The sequence below is a fragment of the uncultured Treponema sp. genome, assembly GCF_934725225.1.
In the GTDB taxonomy this organism is placed as follows: Bacteria; Spirochaetota; Spirochaetia; order Treponematales; family Treponemataceae; genus Treponema_D.
On the sequence record NZ_CAKVAM010000002.1, the window covers coordinates 149,113 to 165,444 of the forward strand.

Annotated in this window: 16 protein-coding genes; 12 read left to right on the forward strand and 4 right to left on the reverse strand. The window is 47.5% G+C overall.

Features of this window, described 5'->3' with window-relative positions; genetic code table 11:
• Positions 1 to 27 precede the first annotated feature (27 nt).
• The 9 genes from Q0H92_RS03545 (at position 28) to Q0H92_RS03585 (ending at position 10,867) form a co-directional block, all read left to right on the forward strand.
• The gene (locus tag Q0H92_RS03545) at positions 28 to 2,175 is read left to right on the forward strand and encodes a type IV secretory system conjugative DNA transfer family protein (RefSeq protein ID WP_296012039.1); all 2,148 of its coding nucleotides are present in this window, start codon (positions 28 to 30) and stop codon (positions 2,173 to 2,175) included.
• 18 nt (positions 2,176 to 2,193) lie between these two features.
• On the forward strand, positions 2,194 to 3,018 hold the full coding sequence (locus tag Q0H92_RS03550; protein WP_296012043.1) for a PBECR2 nuclease fold domain-containing protein: 825 nt from the start codon (positions 2,194 to 2,196) through the stop codon (positions 3,016 to 3,018).
• Complete coding sequence (locus Q0H92_RS03555; RefSeq protein WP_296012044.1) at positions 3,015 to 3,455, forward strand: hypothetical protein; 441 nt, start codon at positions 3,015 to 3,017, stop codon at positions 3,453 to 3,455. Before Q0H92_RS03550 ends, Q0H92_RS03555 begins: the two co-directional genes overlap by 4 nt.
• Positions 3,452 to 4,429, forward strand: coding sequence for an ATPase, T2SS/T4P/T4SS family (locus tag Q0H92_RS03560; protein WP_296012046.1), 978 nt, complete (start codon positions 3,452 to 3,454; stop codon positions 4,427 to 4,429). Before Q0H92_RS03555 ends, Q0H92_RS03560 begins: the two co-directional genes overlap by 4 nt.
• Before the next feature lie 157 nt (positions 4,430 to 4,586).
• Positions 4,587 to 5,018 (forward strand): TrbC/VirB2 family protein, encoded by a 432-nt coding sequence (locus Q0H92_RS03565; RefSeq protein ID WP_296012049.1) that lies wholly within the window; start codon positions 4,587 to 4,589, stop codon positions 5,016 to 5,018.
• Positions 5,019 to 5,083: 65 nt separating this feature from the next.
• Positions 5,084 to 5,350 carry a VirB3 family type IV secretion system protein gene (locus tag Q0H92_RS03570; RefSeq protein ID WP_296012051.1) on the forward strand — a complete coding sequence of 89 codons (267 nt, stop codon included), beginning with the start codon at positions 5,084 to 5,086 and terminating at the stop codon, positions 5,348 to 5,350.
• On the forward strand, positions 5,350 to 7,923 hold the full coding sequence (locus Q0H92_RS03575; protein ID WP_296012054.1) for an AAA family ATPase: 2,574 nt from the start codon (positions 5,350 to 5,352) through the stop codon (positions 7,921 to 7,923). The genes Q0H92_RS03570 and Q0H92_RS03575 overlap by 1 nt, the downstream gene beginning before the upstream one ends.
• Positions 7,924 to 7,952: 29 nt before the next feature.
• Positions 7,953 to 8,918 carry a hypothetical protein gene (locus tag Q0H92_RS03580; RefSeq protein WP_296012057.1) on the forward strand — a complete coding sequence of 322 codons (966 nt, stop codon included), beginning with the start codon at positions 7,953 to 7,955 and terminating at the stop codon, positions 8,916 to 8,918.
• 20 nt (positions 8,919 to 8,938) lie between these two features.
• Positions 8,939 to 10,867 carry a type IV secretion system protein gene (locus tag Q0H92_RS03585; protein ID WP_296012059.1) on the forward strand — a complete coding sequence of 643 codons (1,929 nt, stop codon included), beginning with the start codon at positions 8,939 to 8,941 and terminating at the stop codon, positions 10,865 to 10,867.
• Between the two features lie 73 nt (positions 10,868 to 10,940).
• Here Q0H92_RS03585 and Q0H92_RS03590 read toward each other — a convergent pair whose 3' ends face one another.
• The 4 genes from Q0H92_RS03590 to Q0H92_RS03605 form a co-directional block, all read right to left on the reverse strand.
• Positions 10,941 to 11,204, reverse strand: coding sequence for a hypothetical protein (locus Q0H92_RS03590; RefSeq protein ID WP_296012061.1), 264 nt, complete (start codon positions 11,202 to 11,204; stop codon positions 10,941 to 10,943).
• Positions 11,205 to 11,232: 28 nt separating this feature from the next.
• Positions 11,233 to 11,973, reverse strand: coding sequence for a hypothetical protein (locus Q0H92_RS03595; protein ID WP_296012063.1), 741 nt, complete (start codon positions 11,971 to 11,973; stop codon positions 11,233 to 11,235).
• A 65-nt stretch (positions 11,974 to 12,038) separates the two neighbouring features.
• Positions 12,039 to 12,746, reverse strand: coding sequence for a PilZ domain-containing protein (locus Q0H92_RS03600; RefSeq protein ID WP_296012065.1), 708 nt, complete (start codon positions 12,744 to 12,746; stop codon positions 12,039 to 12,041).
• Positions 12,743 to 13,204, reverse strand: coding sequence for a hypothetical protein (locus Q0H92_RS03605; protein WP_296012068.1), 462 nt, complete (start codon positions 13,202 to 13,204; stop codon positions 12,743 to 12,745). The genes Q0H92_RS03600 and Q0H92_RS03605 overlap by 4 nt, the downstream gene beginning before the upstream one ends.
• A gap of 223 nt (positions 13,205 to 13,427) precedes the next feature.
• Here Q0H92_RS03605 and Q0H92_RS03610 point away from each other — a divergent pair, with 223 nt between their 5' ends.
• From Q0H92_RS03610 to Q0H92_RS03620, 3 genes are all read left to right on the forward strand, one after another.
• Complete coding sequence (locus Q0H92_RS03610; RefSeq protein WP_296012070.1) at positions 13,428 to 14,174, forward strand: hypothetical protein; 747 nt, start codon at positions 13,428 to 13,430, stop codon at positions 14,172 to 14,174.
• A gap of 110 nt (positions 14,175 to 14,284) precedes the next feature.
• On the forward strand, positions 14,285 to 15,394 hold the full coding sequence (locus Q0H92_RS03615; RefSeq protein WP_296012071.1) for a hypothetical protein: 1,110 nt from the start codon (positions 14,285 to 14,287) through the stop codon (positions 15,392 to 15,394).
• Positions 15,395 to 15,397: 3 nt separating this feature from the next.
• Complete coding sequence (locus Q0H92_RS03620) at positions 15,398 to 16,330, forward strand: hypothetical protein (RefSeq protein ID WP_296012073.1); 933 nt, start codon at positions 15,398 to 15,400, stop codon at positions 16,328 to 16,330.
• Positions 16,331 to 16,332: the final 2 nt, after the last annotated feature.

Consider the following 16,332-nt stretch of genomic DNA (forward strand, 5'->3'; position numbering starts at 1 on the left):
TTTCTGCCCGCCCGGGGAAAAGTTGTTTTGAAAGACAAAGAAGAATTCATCCGCACAGACCCTGATGCGGCCCATAAGGTCTACTGGCTTGCCGTGCTCAACTGGATTGTCCCGATTCTGTGTATTCTGGCAGGGCTTGTTCTGACCACGCAGAAATTCGCAGTCCTTATGAACCATGACTATAATGTCATAGGACGGCCGCTCTTTATTTTAAATGGCGCGTACCGCGTCTACAATCCGCTCATATTCATTCTTGGAATGTTCAAGTACGCCTTTGACGACGTGTACTCGTACTATTTTTTTCAGGCAGCCCCTGCCGCGTTCATCGGCCTTGTCGTTGCTGTGCTTCTGTTCCTCATAACAAGCGTGATTGTCTCCGCCCACCAGAAGAACCAGCACATACACGGAACAGCGAGATGGGCGACAAGAAAAGACCTTGAGAAGTTTGGAATGCTCCAGCCGCGCGGTGTAATCTGCGGACAGCTTTCAAGCGCGAATGTCGGCTACCATACTGACAAGGAAAAGATGAGTCTTGTTTTAGACCTTCCGAAGAATCTTGTTACCAGGAAAGTCCATGTCGCTCCGGTTGTCTGCCATTCAGGACGTACAAACACCTGGATGATTGCTCCGACACGAACCGGAAAGGGAGTCAGCACTGTAATTCCGACCTGCCTTAGCTACGGAGTTCCGTACTGGGGAACGGACAGCAAGACCGGGAAGAAAGCCGTGAAAGGGCGCGGCTCGATGGTGATTTTCGACCCAAAGGGCGAGAACTGGGAAGCCTCGGCAGGCTACCGCTCAAGGTTCAGCACATGCATTCCGTTCCGCCCTCTCGACCCGGATGGAGACACAGCGCACTACAATCCGATTCACGAGATTCTGGACAGCCCTAGCGAGGCGTTCTCCTGGGCTGACATGATTGCCGAAATTTTCTTCGGAGCTGAGAATGCAAAGGCGGCCTCTGACGGAGCTACGCAATACTTCAACAACACGGCGCGCGATATTTTCGCAGGCGTTGTCATGCACGTGCGCTTCTGCCGCTATATCGCATGGAAGGACAAGAACCTTTCCACAGTCCTTGATATTTTCAGTCAGGCAAGCAGCGATGACAGTAAAGGCGATGACGAGGAGAGCGGCGGACCTGGCTCTGCAATGCTTGCTCAAATGAGGGAGGATGGAGTCCATGTTGACGACTCGGGACACGAAAGCCTTCTTATCCACGAGCTTATTGTCAAGGCGGCGAACCGCTCGGAGACGCAGACACCGAAGGAGCGCGCCTCTACATACTCGACTGTTTTCAGCAAGATTTCCCTGTTCCAGGACCCGCTGCTTAAAAACGCGACCGCATACTCTGATTTCAGTGTGGATGACTTTATCGACGGAAAGAACGGAATCAGCCTTTACCTCATTGTTCCGTACAACCACATCAAGCGAATCAGCCCTGTGTTCAGGATGATAATCACTTTTATGATTAAGAAATTCTCAAGCGGAACGACGAACGCGAACGCCGTCAAGCTCAAGATTCCGTGCCTGTTCCTTTTGGACGAGTTCCCGGTTCTTGGATATTTCCCGGACATTGCATTGAACGCCGGAATTCTTGCAGGCTACGGAGTCACTTTCTTTATCGTAAGCCAGTCTCTGAACCAGATTGTTGATGTCTACGGCGAGAACCATCCGTTCCTTGACCACTGCAAGACAATCATACTTTTTGCCCCGGGAAACATAAAGGATGCAAGGCAGTTTTCAGAGACAATCGGAAACCGCTCTGTTCTTTTGGACAACATCTCTAGTTCCGGCACAAAGTGGCAAGTCGGATTCAGCAATATATCGCGAAGCTCGCAGGAAACGCAGACAAGCCTTGTGAACCCGGACGAGCTTATGAAGATGGACTTCTCGCGTTGCATTGTATTCAACGGTCAAATGCCGCCGTACAAGGGAAAGAAGGTTGTCTATTACGAAGACCCTAGATTCAAGGACAAGGCATTCGGAAAAGTTCCTGAGATGAATGAGATTTACTCAAGGCTAAAAAAACTCCCGAGCCACCGCAGAAAGCATTTCAACGTGGAAAGCTCAATCCAGAGGACAATCAAGCGCATTGAGAAAATCGAGGTTACACAGTCAATACCAAGCGACTTCGATATTTTTGCGGACGACGAACGCGAGACAAAATTTTAACGGAAGTGGAAGTGAGATATGGAAGATAATATTTTAAAAGATATTGATGAGCTAAAAAACTCTCTAAAAGATTCATTGAGACAAATTGCAAAGCCTATTAGACAAATAGATTTCACTCGTGAGAATTATAATATGCTGTTTCCTTACTCGCGGATAAAGACTCCTTTGGAAGAAGTGAAACTTGATGAGCACCAGTTTGAGAAACTGGAAGCAAAGGAGCGTCAGAGTATTTTACAGGCTGTCCATGACACATTGAAAACGCCTGATATTGTAATCAATGAAACTCGTCAAAGTGTATTCGGGGATTTCAATACAGCACATCTTTATGCAAAATCGTTTGAAATCAATGGAAAAAATAAAGCTGTTCAGTCTGTTGTTGTTGCTATAGAGGATGAAAATGTATCCATATCGACACATGAAAGGGACATCAACAATTTAGTTAATAAAATAAAAATGCCCGAGCAGCTGATTTATGCATCAGATGAAATCGGGCAAGTGATTGAGCGTGCAACTGGCAGGCAGCTGGTGACGGTCAATCCGACCAGAGCGAACGGCAAAACCGAACCTCCACGAGAAAATATAACACAAAACAACGAAAAGTCAACATCAGCAGAAAAAGGCTCGGAGTTAAATCTGCTTTACGAGAAAACAACCGTGAATGTTGACGGACTTGAGCGCGAGTGCGGGCACGGTGTATTGGACGGATTCAAGAATGCCGTGAAAATGGTTGACAGGCTGAAAGAAGAAAATATTCAGCTTAAAAAAGAAAACATCGAGCTTCACAAAAGGCTGGAGCAGAAGTCCCATTCAAAGAATCATAATGAAAAGGAGATTGAGCGGTGAAGAACAATAGGAAAGAAAGCTATGTGAAGTACGGTGTCCTGAAGCAGCTCCGCATGACTGAGCAGATGCAGAACCTGATAAAAAGCAAGGCTCTTGAGCACAACACGACTGAAAGCGAGATTATCCGCCATGCGTTGAACAACTATATCAACCGCAGCATGAGCGACTCGGAAATCGTCCATGCCTCGCTGGTGGAGAACTCAAGGAAAATCCGCTATCTGGAAAACAAGGTCGAGCTTCTGGCTCTTATCGTCATGCAGCAGACAAAATTCATCATGAAGATGTTCCCGAACAGGCAGATAAACAGCGACGAGCTTGTGAACATTGAATACGAAAGATTCGTCAGGGACTGCACGAGGATTCTCAAGACCAACCACTCAGGCGTTCTTGAGAGCATGATTCTTGACGCATACGAGCAGGGAGACGAGCACAAATGACAGGAATGGACGGATTCGGGCAGCAGGTGAAGCTCGACAAGTGGATAAAGAACCTTGAGGACGACATGAGGCTGATTGTGCCTTTTATCGAGGACAGGAATGTGACTGACATCGCAATTGGAATAAACGGCGAGCTTATTGTCGAGGGGCTTGGAATGGAAAAGACATTCACAGGAATTTTCTTTGACGACCAGACCACAACAAGAATAATCTACGCGACGGCCGCTGTTCTCGGCGTTACTGTTGATCCGGACAACCCGATTGTCGAGGGCGTTCTTCCGAACTGGAAAATCCGCGTGGAGGGAATCCTGCCACCGCGCGCCGCACGCAATCCCATGTACTTTATCCGCCGTCCTCCGGCAAAGATTTTCTCTCTTGAAAGCTATCTTGAGTCCGGGCGGATTACAAAGGAACGCTACGACCTTCTAATAGAGCATATAAAGAAACGCTCGAATATTGTCATCGGCGGCGAGACAGGAAGCGGAAAGACGACGCTGCTTAACGCGACCATAGACAAGATGAGGGAATTCACGCCGGACGACCGCTTCTATATTGTCGAGGACGCAGGCGAGATTCAGTGCAGGGCGCGCGACTTTGTTCCAATCTGGGCGGCAGGAAAGGACTGCCTTAAAGCAGTCGCGACAGCTCTCCGCTGCAATGTGTCGCGCATTATTTTCGGCGAGCTTCGCTACGGCGATGTGACAAACGAGGTCTTGAAGGCGTGGAATTCAGGGCATACCGGCGGAATCACGACAGTTCACGCTAACTGCGCGCTTACAATGCTCTCAAGAATCCGCGACCTTTTGCGCGAGGTGATTCCGGGAGAGCTTCCGGACGTGGCGCAGTCCGTGCAGCTTCTTGTCCACATGAAGCCGACAAGAAACGGCCCGGTTGTGAGCGAGGTTGTCGAAACCATGCAGATGGGAAGCTCGTCTTTCATGGAAGACCTTGAAAGCAACAATCTTATAAGTTGAGGAGGCATTTCAGGAAAATATATTTTCAGGCTGACGAATAGAAACTGATTTGTGAGGCGAGCCTCATGCACGAATAGAAATTTTTTGCCTTTTTTTTGAACAGAAATTGAGAACACGAAGAGAAAACTGAAATTCAACATTCTTTATGGAGTATTTTATGAAGTCCGAAAAAACTAAAAAAGCCGTCCAGAAAATCAAAGGCTTTGTCACAGACAGAAAATTTCTTATAACAGTTTTCATGCTGTTCATGATTGTAGCTCCGACATTTGCATCCGGCGGAGGTGGCGGCGACACTATCGAGCAGCTTGACACCTGGGGAGACAAAATCCTCTCTCTTTTGCAGTCAACCTGGGTGAAAGTCCTTCTTCTTGTCGCGCTGATAATCGAGGCAATCGGCGTGGTTGTCGCAGGGCAGCAGGGCGGTGGCGGACAGATTCTTAAAAAGTTCGCTCCGTGGATAATCGGAACTCTGATTCTTCTGTGCTCGTCAGGAATCTGCTCTTATTTTCTGGGCGACCTGAACTTTGAGATTTCAATGGCAGAAAAAGTCATTCCGGTGGCGGAAAACTTAATATCTGGAATTGCCTAGCGAAAAAACGGACGGCAGGAAAAGTCCTGCTGTCTGTCTGAATCCTATTTTTCTTGGAGGACAACTTGGAAAACGAACCTACGTTATATGACTATGCAGTTCCAGTCCACCGCGTGCTGCTTCAGCCGAACGTCGTGCTTGGAATCGGGATTGCTCCAGCGATGGTGATTCTTGTTCTTACAATTGTGCTGATGAACCTTGTGAGCGTTTGGTGCTTCCCGGTCGGAATCGTTCTGTTTGTGGCGGCTAAAATGCTCTGCAAGGACGACCCTTATATGATGACGATTCTTTTTGACAGGCTCATGCAGCCTAACTTATGGAGGGCAGTCTGATGGATGTTCCGTTTCTTGACTTTTTCAGGCTGAACAGGGAAAGCGCGAACATGCTCAAATATGTCAGCCCTTACTCGTTCATAATGTCGCCCGGTGTCTGCCTTTTAAAGAACGGAGCGTTGATGACATCTTATCAGGTTGAGTATCCTGACCTTGAGTCATCGTCTCCGGCTTCAACTGCGGCGATGGCATCTCTGTTCAACCGCACAACTATGGCTCTGGCACAGCAGGAGGGCTGGGCGATTTTTTTCGACTGCAAGAGATACAAGACAAAGGACTATCCGGCAGGAGAATTCTCAAACCTTGCGGGCTGGCTCATAGACCAGAGGCGCGCTGAGAACTACCACAAGTACGGCGAGCATTTCACGACCGACTATTATATTTCGTTTGTATACCAGCTTCCGGGAGACATCGAGAACAAGGCTGCATCGATTTTCTTCAGAAGCGGAAAGAGGAAGAGCGGCGGCGGAAGCCATTCCCACGGTGCGGAAAATCTTTCCGGAATGAAAAAGGAAATCGAGAATTTTCTTGATGAGACAGACAAGGCGATGGGGACTCTCTCAACAAAAATATGGTGCCACAGGCTTGATGACTCGGAGCTTTTCAGCTACATAAAGTCGTCGGTGAGCATGAGGCGGCAGGATATGTTCTATCCTGAGAACACTTTCTTCTTCCTTGACAACTACATCTGCGACATGGACGTGAAGACCTCGATGCCGCTAAAAATCGGGGACTATTATGTTCCCATAATCGCCGTGATGGATTTTCCGAGCAGCACTTATCCAGCCGTCTTTGACAAGCTGAACAGGACAATGCAGGAGTTCCGGTGGACGACAAGATTCATTCCGATGAGCAAGGAGATGTCCTCAAAAGAGGCGGACAAATATCAGAAGCGGATGTACTCCGCAAGAAAAAGCGCGGGCACGATTATCACAGAACTTGCCGCGAATGTCGAGATTGACCGGGAGAATTCAGGAGCTGCCGCGATGGAAGGCGAGGCCAGCCAGATTCAGGCGGACATCGCTATGGGAAGCTATGTTCTCGGATACTACACAAGCAGCCTTATGTGCTGGGACAAGAAACTCTCAGCGGCAAAGGAGAAGTCGCGGAAGCTCCAGCAGGTTGTGCGCTCATGCGGCTTCTCGTGCATGGAAGAAAAAATGAACAACATGGAGGCGTGGGAGGGAATGATGCCCGGAAACGTCTATGCGAATATCCGCCGTCCTCTTATCTCCACTCAGAACATGGCGAATATCATTCCTCTAAGCTCCGCATGGCAGGGAATGCTTTACAACGACTTCACGCTTGAGACCTGCGGCTCTTCTGTTCCTCTTGTAACCTGCTCGACAAGCTATGGAACTCCGTTCTTTCTTAATCTGAATGTGCGCGATGTAGGGCATACTTTTATTTTCGGACCGACAGGAGCAGGGAAGTCAACACTCATGGCTCTGCTTATGGCGCAGGCCACAAAGTACAGGGACGCGAACATTGTCTGCATTGACAAGCAGCTCTCAAGCCGGGCGTTCATGGTCGCATCCGGCGGAATTTATGTGGAGCCTGGAAAGGATGATGTGGCGTTCCAGCCGCTGAGCGAGCTTCTGAACCCGGAAGAATGCAATAAAAAAGAATACCGCGAGAGCCTCATGTGGTGCCAGCAGTTTATTGAGAGCCTCCTTGCCCAGCAGAATATTGAGACGACTCCGAAAATGAGCAAGGCGATAAGCGAGACTCTTATGCTTCTTTCTGAGAAGGACAACTCTATGCACGACCTTACATCGTTCCAGCAGTATGTGAACTACACAGACCCGGACACAGGCGACAACACGATAAGAACAGGGCTTGACCCGTACTGCCGGGGAGGAGCTTTCGGCTCAATATTTGACGCGGACAGGACTACTCTGAATCTTTCCAAGCTGATGACAATAGAGATGGGAAGCCTCATGCGCCTTTCAGAAAAGGCTGTAGCGCCGGCTTTGATGTATATCTTCCGCTATCTTGAAAAGCTCTGGACAGTTCCGCACGGCGAGAGACAGCCTCTGACTTTTCTGTTTCTTGACGAGGCGTGGCTTTATCTTCAGCATCCGGTTTTCTCGGGATTTATCCAGGAATGGCTCAGGACTTTGAGAAAGAAGAAGGTGTTCTGCATATTCGCGACACAGGAGGTCAGCGCAGCGAGCAAGTCGTCTTTGCGCGACACGATAGTCCAGCAGTGCCTCACAAAGATTTATCTTGCTGACGAGAATGCGGTTCAGACCGCTGAAAGCTACAGGGATTTCGGGCTTACAGACAGCGAGATAGCCGCTTTGTCCGAGGCGGTCATGAAAAGGGACTATTACTTCAAGAACCCGAACGGAAGCCGGATGTTCACTCTCGACCTTGACGCGTTCCAGCTCGCGCTGATTTCAAGCGACCATGAGCTTCTGGACAACCTTGAGAGCAGGTACGGACGAAACACAACAAGGGAGCTTGCCTTTGAGCTTCTTGACGCGGTCAAGGAAAAATACAAAGAAATCGGAAAAGATATTCGCGGACTTGACTACTCGAAATACAAGGAAATGCTTCTCTCATCATAAAATCAAAAAAAACAGAAAACGGAGTTTATATGGAAAATATCAGAAAAAAAATCGGCAGAATCATTCTTGCCTTTGGAATGGCGCTTTTCAGCGTTCAGAATATTTCAGCGACAGGCTATCCGGTTTTTGATGTTTCAGGCTGGCTTGCCGCGATTGACCAGGTCTATCAGGGATATGACATGGTGATGAACACAATCACGCAGATTGAGAACCAGTACAACATGATTCAGCAGCAGGTTGAGAGGGCAAAGAGCATCGACTGGGACAACATCTCGTTTGACGGCGACTTTGACATTAGAAACGACATAAGGGACGCGACAAAGCGTGTGAACAGGCTTCTCACTTCCGCGCGGAACATAAAGAAGATGATGACAACTCCGTCGATAAGCTGCGGAAACATTAAGTATTCAATCGCTGACCTGTGCGGAATAAGCCCGAACAATCAGGACGACTTGTGGGAGAATGACAAGAATCTTCTGACTGCCTGCAGGGACTATAAACAGTTTATGTCCGAGACAATGCAGAAAACTGTCAGCAGCCTGACGGACGGGCTTGATGAGGATCAGAAGAAGGCTATATGGGTGAAGTACGGAATAAGCCCTCAGAACTACGCTTTCGTTCAGCAGAGCGTGAACTCCGTGAAGAAGCAGTGCAGCGAGGTTATGGCGGCTGCAACAGAGGAGGCTAAGAGAATGAAGCTTGAGGAGATTGCGATGAAGAACAACACGATTCTTCAGGCGGCTCTTGAGGGCAATCTTGACTCCAACGGAAACCCGACGGAAGCCGGAATTGCCGAGGCTCAGGCTCTTCTTACAGACCAGCTTATTCAGGAAGTTACACAGCTGGGATTCGGAATAAACGACCTGTGCGCGATTACAGCCTCAAAGATGATTGCCGACCAGAACAAGGCGGACGCGGAGCAGGCGAGCAGCCGCGAGGCTCAGGAGACTGACTACTACAGAAAGAAGACAATCAGCTCGCGCTACAAAAAATAATGCGGATGGAGGTGTGATTTATGGATGCGTTTGACCTTCCTCTTGTGCAGACACTTGAGTATTTCGGCGGCGTTATGGCGCAGGGCTACAAGTGGGCTGCTTTTTATGGAAATCTGTTCGGTCTTATCGGTCTTGCCTGGTCAGGCTTCAAGGTTGCCATGTCGCGCATGACGGTCAAGGATTTCTGGTGGGACACAATCTTTAAATGGGTCGGCTATCTTCTTCTTTTGAACCTTTACCCGGCGATTGTAATTGGAATCGGCGGAATTGCAGGCGAGATAGGGATAAAGGCAGGCGGCGCGAAGGACGCTATTGTGAGCGAGCTGAAAGCCATGCGCTCGTCGATAGAGGCTGACCTTGCGACCGTGAATTCAATCGAGGCCGGAAATGACGAGGACGCGAAATCAAGGCTTGATGATTATTCTCCAAAATCGCTTGGCGATAAGGACAGCTACAATGATTTTGTAGGAAAAGCCACAAGCTCGATTCCCGGCTTGAAAGGAGGCAACAGATGGGATTCAAACGAGATGAACAGAAAGCTGTCAGAGCAGAAAAATGACAAGTCTGATGATGAAAAAAGAAAATTCAAAGACCTGTTCAAGGTGGAAACTCTCAAGGCTATAAATGCTGTTCTTGGCGACAGAAATCTGGACGGAACGAAAATCGGCGACAACACGGACACGTACATTTCTCTTGACATATTCATAAAGGATGCCGACGGAAACGAGAGTTTCTACTTGTCTCCGGGCGCGCTCTTGAGAATGACGCTTCTTGCGGCGAACATAATGCACTCAAAGAATACTTCGGCTTTTCTTCAGCGAAACGAGGAAATTGATTCGGCAAAGCTGAATCCGTTTGTTTCCGCCGGAAGAACTATCCAGAGCGGCATGCAGTTTGTTCTTGACGGAATTGTTGTGTGGTTCTGCGTGATTGTGCTTGCGCTCTGCGTGATATTCGCGCTTGTTCAGTACATAATGACGGTGATTGAGTTCACGATTGTGGCGGCTGTCGGAGTTATTTTTATTCCGCTTCTTCTTTTTGACGGTACTAAGGACATTCCGAAAAAGCTCGTGCCGGTTTTCATAAGCTTCATGGTCAAGATGATTGTGATAACATTGTGCCTGATGTTCGTTTACTACCTGATAATAGAGTTCACGGTGAACACAATCACGTCGGACGGATTCGATATTGTGTGGCTTCTTGTTGATGTCGCATTCAATGCGGTCTTGAGCTATGTGATGACGCAGAACGCTCCGAAGATTGCGCAGACAATCCTGACAGGCCAGCCTCAGCTGAGCATGGGCGAGGCATTGCAGGGCATTGGAACTGCGGCTGCGACAGCAGGCGGAATGAAGGCTGCAAGCGCGAATGCTGTAAGAGGCGCGGTCAATACAGGCACTAATTTAAAAGGTGAAGCTTCAAAAATAAAGGCGGCAGGAAAAGGTGTCAAAGAATTGGGCGGAAATAAAAGGCAGGCACTTAGAGCGATGGGGGCTGTTGCAACTGCTGACTTGAAAGACCGTGCAAAAGCCGGATTTGAGAAATTCTCAAAAGGGCATGATTCCATTCCTGGCTGGGACAAGTTTAAGCAGATGGCTGGCTTTGGAGGCGGACACGGAGCTTCCGGCGGTGCAGGAGGCGGTGCTAGTGCCCATGGAATCTCAGGACAAGGCTCTGCTAAAGGGCATGAGGGAAAAACTCTTGGAACATCTTCAAATTCTAATTTCAAGACTGCCACTAAATATGATGAGCGCACTGGAGGCCAGCGCAATATGACGCGTAAAGAATTTTATGCTGAAAAAAAGAAGCAGGGAGAAGATGTTGCTCTTGAAATTATGAAGCGCGACCAAGACAGAGCCAATGCTAGGCAAAATGCAGAAAATGCAAATAAGTCTGACTCATCAGAACTTGGCGACAAGGTTACTGACGGCGTAAGGGCGAACAAGTAAAAAAACAACTACTGAAAATTCCTGTGGAAAATCAAATTTTCGTTTACTTTGCCACAGGTTTTACAGCCGCCTGTTATCTTGAGACTGAAGTTGAATTCTGCCAGCTGTTTGTGTTTGACCGCTCCTGAATTTCTCTTTTTCCGAAAACTCCGAAGCCGTTTCCGCCTGCAGCCTGAAATTCCCAGCCTTCCTTTCCGAGCTTGTTCAGATAGGCGTTGAAAGTGCCTGAGAATTTCTCTACACGCTCAAGCCGTCCGTTTGCCGTTGTGTAGCCGGTTTTCGCGTCCTCGTAGGACTTTACGACTGTTTCCGGCGTCATGTACTCGAACTGTTTCATTTTTGTCTCCTGCTGAAAGTTTTTATCTTCATTTTTTTGAAACCAGATTTACGACTTCTTTTGCAGCTTCCTCTACAGTCTCTGCTGCTGCTTTTCCCAGAATCAGCGGATTTGCTTCAACCGGAAATGAAGTGATTCTGCATGCCTGGATTTTTCCGCTCACATTGCAGCCGCAGACAAGCGGAATTCCGTCTCCGTCGGATGTCAAAGGGCAGGCGATGAATGTTCCGTTTTCCTCATTGGCGTTTTTTTTGGACAGAACAAGAAAATTCTTTCCCTTTATGCTTGCGATGTCTCCGCGCTCCGGCACTGTGATTTTCTTTTCAGCCTCGTCCGACGGAATGAAGAACTCAATCGGATTCACCTCGCTGCACGTCTGCCTGATGAAACCGAGATTTGGCTTTTTTCTTCCGATTATGATGTTGTACGCCTGGATTTCCGTAAGACCGTATTTTTTCGTCATTTCCCTGTAGTCCTTTCTGTGGGCGGCAACATATCTGCATTCTTTTCCCGGCTCAAGAGGAAGAACTGTCTGCGCCTCGTAGGGAATCTGCTCGTCGGTGTAGAAGAGCCATTCAATCGGCGGAACAAGGTGCGACATCGAGCAGACAATCGGGTACGACGGAAGTTTTTCGCCTGTCGCCAGTTTGTAGATTGTCGAGTGCGACAGTCCGTTCTCAAGACACCATTTTCTGAGCTTTCTTTCCTCAATCAGCTTTATCAGCTTCTCCTGGGCATACGTTATTCGTTCCGGGATTTCTTTCAGCATACTGTTTCCTTCCGCAAAAAATTAAATATTGATTCAGTTACAATATATTGCAAAAACGGCTTGACTTACAAGTTCTTTTCGGATTCAAGCAGTTTTATGACACGTTCTTTCCATGCGAAGTGAATCGGCTCAAGGAGCTGGCAGGAGATTCTCGCATAGATTTTGCTTTCAGTTTTCTTCAGCTGGGCGTGGACTTTGTGGCATTTTAAAACAATTGTCTGCTCGGGGCTTACGAAATTCAGCATCACATTGAAGCTGTCGCAGTCCTTCATTCTCTGGTCGGAGCAGGGCGTGATTATGCAGATTCCGTGTATGCTCGCGTCAACAACGGCGCACGGCTGCTGCATTTTTATTCCGTTCACAAAGACAGTTTGCTCTGGAGATGAAAGTCCGAACCTTGCGGAGTTGCGTTTTCCGATTTCAATTCGCTCCTCTTTTCTGCGCCCATATTTTGTGTATTTCTCGTCAAGGTTCTCAAGTGCTGAAATAAACGCGGCTGTCCTTGCCTTTTTCTCCGAGCCTGAAATTTTGACATCGCAGAAATCCTCTCCAGATTCAATTACAGTCGCAAGAAATTCTTCGCTCTCTCCGTCTGAAAAATTTATCTGGACGGAAATCTGCTCATTTTGCAGAAAGCCGTGCTTCTGCAGCATTGTAAGCGTCCAGATTTCAGAAGTGAATCTTGCAAGAAAGCTCATTATGTCCGCTTCGTCTTTTCTGATAACTATTGATGACACTTTTAGCCACTCAAGAATTTCCTTTGTTACGTTCATCTTTTTCTTCCTCCGTGTTTCTTGAATTTTCCGTATAGATACATCACATCGCTTCTCTTTGCGCCGCAGAACTGAATCAGAAACGCCAGCCTGTACCAGAATATAAGCGGAAACTTGAAGACCTTGTACTCATCTTCCTGTGTAAGAAGCCACACGCATCTTTTCAGATGGTCAACTTTCCGTCCCCTTGCCGTAAAAATCAGGCACAGCTTCTCGTCTATTCCCGGAAGAGAGACCGCCTCGCCGTCCTTTTCTGATTCCCAGCCTGTGACAATGTACGCCCGGCGGAAACGCTCGAATGTGTAGAAAAGTACGATGACACTGCCTCCGACGTATTTGAAATGCACAAAGTCAGAATTCTCGTCCACGTGCGGAACGTCTATCAGGAATCCCTTTGAATAAAGCGTGTACGGCAGCTTCTTTCCGTAAGGCACATCGACCGTGATGTTGTATCTCATTGCAAAATTATACCAAAATATTTCTAAAATTACAAAAAGTGTATTAAAATATTTATAAAATTGCAGTATATAGGAATTGTTTTGTAAAGAAATAAATATTTTGTTTTCTTTGCAATATTCCTGTCAGGAATTAGAATATTTCGGTTTTCCATGCCAATTCAGCTGTGTCCGGCACTCCTAGCACACAGCCTGGGTGGAATTCCAACAGAAAAGGAGGCGCATAATGTCAGACGCCATCACCTTAAATCCTTCAAAAAACGACTGGTTCGGCTCTCTTGTTCCGAGGCACACCGCAAAGCTCATCTCTCAGGGAATCGAGGACAATTCCCTTCCGCTTCTTCCGAACAAGGACGGAAAAATTGAAATCAAGCCCATTTACAACGCGAACAACGGCTGGATTCTGAATGCGAAAGACCTTGTTCCGGCTCAGATTACAAGACAGAAATCTGGCTACGAGAGCAACATTGTCGCGACAAAGAATTCAATCGACAAGGCCGGAACACGCGTTAAGTCCGGCGAGAAAGGGCTTTTCTATAATTTCAAGGACAAGGAAGGAGAGTTCCGGCACTCGCAGTATTTCTTTGCCGAGCAGCTCGAGCATCCTGACCGCCTTATTGAAAGCGCGAAAATCCGCCAGCCGAACAAACTTAAAAATGAGACACTCAAAATTGACTCCGCCGAGAACTATCTTCCGATGTACATTGCCGCCTGCAAGAGCGGAGCAAGCCTTGAGGTTTTGCCTGAAGTCGCTGAGCAGTTCAAGCAGAACATTTCGGCTGTATGCAAGAACGAGCTTGCAAAGACGCCGGAGGAAAAAATACAGGACGTGCCGTCTCTGAATGAACTTCTCTATAACGCTGATGTAAAGGCGAACGAGATTGTGAAGTCCGTTGAAAAGGAAAAGGGGCTTGCTCCCCAGCAGAAAAAAGACGAGCGGAAAATCGACCGCAGCGAATCGATGACCTATTAGCAACAGGCGAAGTTACCCACAGTTCCCACAATCCTACAGGCTTTTTATTGAGCCTTCCGTCATGTGGAAACTGATGGATAACTTTTTTTATTTTTCAAGGAGCAGATGCGGTGTCTGAAAAAGACTTAGAAATCAAGGCGACAGAAATTCTCGGATATTCCGACAGCGGCAATATAAGCGGTGTTGTCTATCAGATTATAACGGGCAGCGATTTTGGAAAGAAGATTGCGCCGAACATCAGAGAGTTGAAAAATGGCGAGAAGCTTTTATTTGAATTCCGGGACTGGGAAAAAGAGGGAAAATGGAATCCTTATGACCTCAGCGTTCAAATTGTAAAGGAAGATGGAAAAGGCTTATTTTCTCGGATTCCTTATCAGTTTAAGAATGAAAAATCCGATTCCCTTGAGGAAACGGAATCTGTAAAAGCATTCAGAAAAGAAATAAAAAAGTACATAAATGAGAACAAAGAGAAGCTGCTTTCTGATTTGGAAAAGAAAGAAAGCCTTGAGCTTTTTTCAAGGCTTGCCACTGTTCTTGACGAGGGAACTGTCTACACGGCGAGCAACAAGACGCTCGGGGAAATTCAGCTTAGGCATGGAAACAAGTCAACCGGCCTTGCGCATATCATAAACCGCCGCTATGAGGAGCGTGTCTTAAACAAGGCTGTTCAAATGCAGCCGGAAGATGCTCAGAAAGAAATCACGGCAATATGTTTTTTAGTTGCGGACAGCCTTGATAAAGGAGCTGCATCACAAACTCCGCGCGGAAACTGGGAGATAGAAAAGGATGGAATTCAAGCAGTTATTGATAAAGACAGAAATGGAAAATTTGTTCTTACAGGTTTCGCTTTGAATGACAGAAAGGAAGAAGCAGAGAAATCCATATCTACGGTGATCGGTCAATATGGCTACACGCCTGAGTTTCTTGAGATGTACGCTCAAGTGGGAGCTGTGCTTTCTTCCTACGAGCATAGTACATCACAAAATCAGGAAAAGTCAAATGAAAATCCAAGCCAGAATCTGCTTGAAGGCTGCGTGAAAATCGAAGTGAACGGCAAGGAGCGTGAATGCAAAAACGGCGTGCTTGAGGGCTTCAAAAATGCCGTGAAGCTCGTTGACCGTCTTGTGGACGTGAACCACCAGCTTGCGGATGAGAACGAAAAACTAAGAAAACAAATTCACAACCAAAATAAAAACAAGAAAACGGACATTGAGAGGTAAAGCATGACAAATTTCGCTTCTGACTGGAAGAACTTCGACTCGAACGGACTGAGCGCAGACCAATTTTTCTATGACCAGCTTTATAAGTCGTTTGCGGAGAACACAAGGAACGGAACATTGCCGTTTTTCAGCAGAGAGCCGGATTCTGTTCCGCGCGAGCTTTCCACCGGAAAAATCATAAACGATGAGAATCTTATTGCCTTGGAGCAGGTCGCGGCTTCAAGAGGCTACAAGTCCAATGTCTGGATTTACGGAAACGAGCTTAACCGCATTCAAAAAGAAACCGGTCCGCTCAACTGGAAAAAGAACGCATCTCCTGTTCTGTGCCAGACAAAATATTTCGGCGCGACACATCTCAATGAGCAGAATCTTTACATTTCGGAAGGAGGCTCAAAGCAGAAGAACCAGTATCTGTACAACATCGAGTCTCTTGATGAGCGTTCACGCAGGGCTGTGCTCAAATACTACGAGCGGACGCAGGAAGTGAACAGCGCATATCAGAAGGAGAACCTGAAATCGTTCAGGGCGAACTGCCTTGAAAATCCCGGGCACAATGAGAACTTTTCGAAGGCTCGTGAGCGTGTCAAGAAATACAGCAGCATTGACGGAATTGATTTTTCAGCCGCGGTTGACTGCCACTTCAAGCACTGCCTGCAGAACTCTATCGGAAACGGACTAAAGGACAACAGGGAGGCTAACCGGAATTCTTGCTACCGGCAGTGCATGGAGCTTGTAAAGAAAGTCGAGAGCGGCGAGTACAAGCCTTATGAAGCCGGACGGAAAATCGCACGTGCGCTTGAAAGCGGAACTGAATTCCAGCGGATTGCGGTCGCAAAAAACTACAACCTCGAGAACGCGAAGAAAATCGAGGAGCTGAAAGTAGCGGAAGCGAACATAAACAGACCTTACAGTCGGCGTTCAGACATCGAACGGTAAAA

Excerpts from the sequence above, each read along its gene's own strand:
- Q0H92_RS03550 (WP_296012043.1), top strand. The coding sequence starts at position 2,194 with ATGGAAGATAATATTTTAAAAGATATTGATGAGCTAAAAAACTCTCTA.
- Q0H92_RS03560 (WP_296012046.1), top strand. The coding sequence starts at position 3,452 with ATGACAGGAATGGACGGATTCGGGCAGCAGGTGAAGCTCGACAAGTGG.
- Q0H92_RS03565 (WP_296012049.1), top strand. The coding sequence starts at position 4,587 with ATGAAGTCCGAAAAAACTAAAAAAGCCGTCCAGAAAATCAAAGGCTTT.
- Q0H92_RS03575 (WP_296012054.1), top strand. The coding sequence starts at position 5,350 with ATGGATGTTCCGTTTCTTGACTTTTTCAGGCTGAACAGGGAAAGCGCG.
- Q0H92_RS03580 (WP_296012057.1), top strand. The coding sequence starts at position 7,953 with ATGGAAAATATCAGAAAAAAAATCGGCAGAATCATTCTTGCCTTTGGA.
- Q0H92_RS03585 (WP_296012059.1), top strand. The coding sequence starts at position 8,939 with ATGGATGCGTTTGACCTTCCTCTTGTGCAGACACTTGAGTATTTCGGC.
- Q0H92_RS03590 (WP_296012061.1), bottom strand. The coding sequence starts at position 11,204 with ATGAAACAGTTCGAGTACATGACGCCGGAAACAGTCGTAAAGTCCTAC.
- Q0H92_RS03595 (WP_296012063.1), bottom strand. The coding sequence starts at position 11,973 with ATGCTGAAAGAAATCCCGGAACGAATAACGTATGCCCAGGAGAAGCTG.
- Q0H92_RS03600 (WP_296012065.1), bottom strand. The coding sequence starts at position 12,746 with ATGAACGTAACAAAGGAAATTCTTGAGTGGCTAAAAGTGTCATCAATA.
- Q0H92_RS03605 (WP_296012068.1), bottom strand. The coding sequence starts at position 13,204 with ATGAGATACAACATCACGGTCGATGTGCCTTACGGAAAGAAGCTGCCG.
- Q0H92_RS03610 (WP_296012070.1), top strand. The coding sequence starts at position 13,428 with ATGTCAGACGCCATCACCTTAAATCCTTCAAAAAACGACTGGTTCGGC.
- Q0H92_RS03620 (WP_296012073.1), top strand. The coding sequence starts at position 15,398 with ATGACAAATTTCGCTTCTGACTGGAAGAACTTCGACTCGAACGGACTG.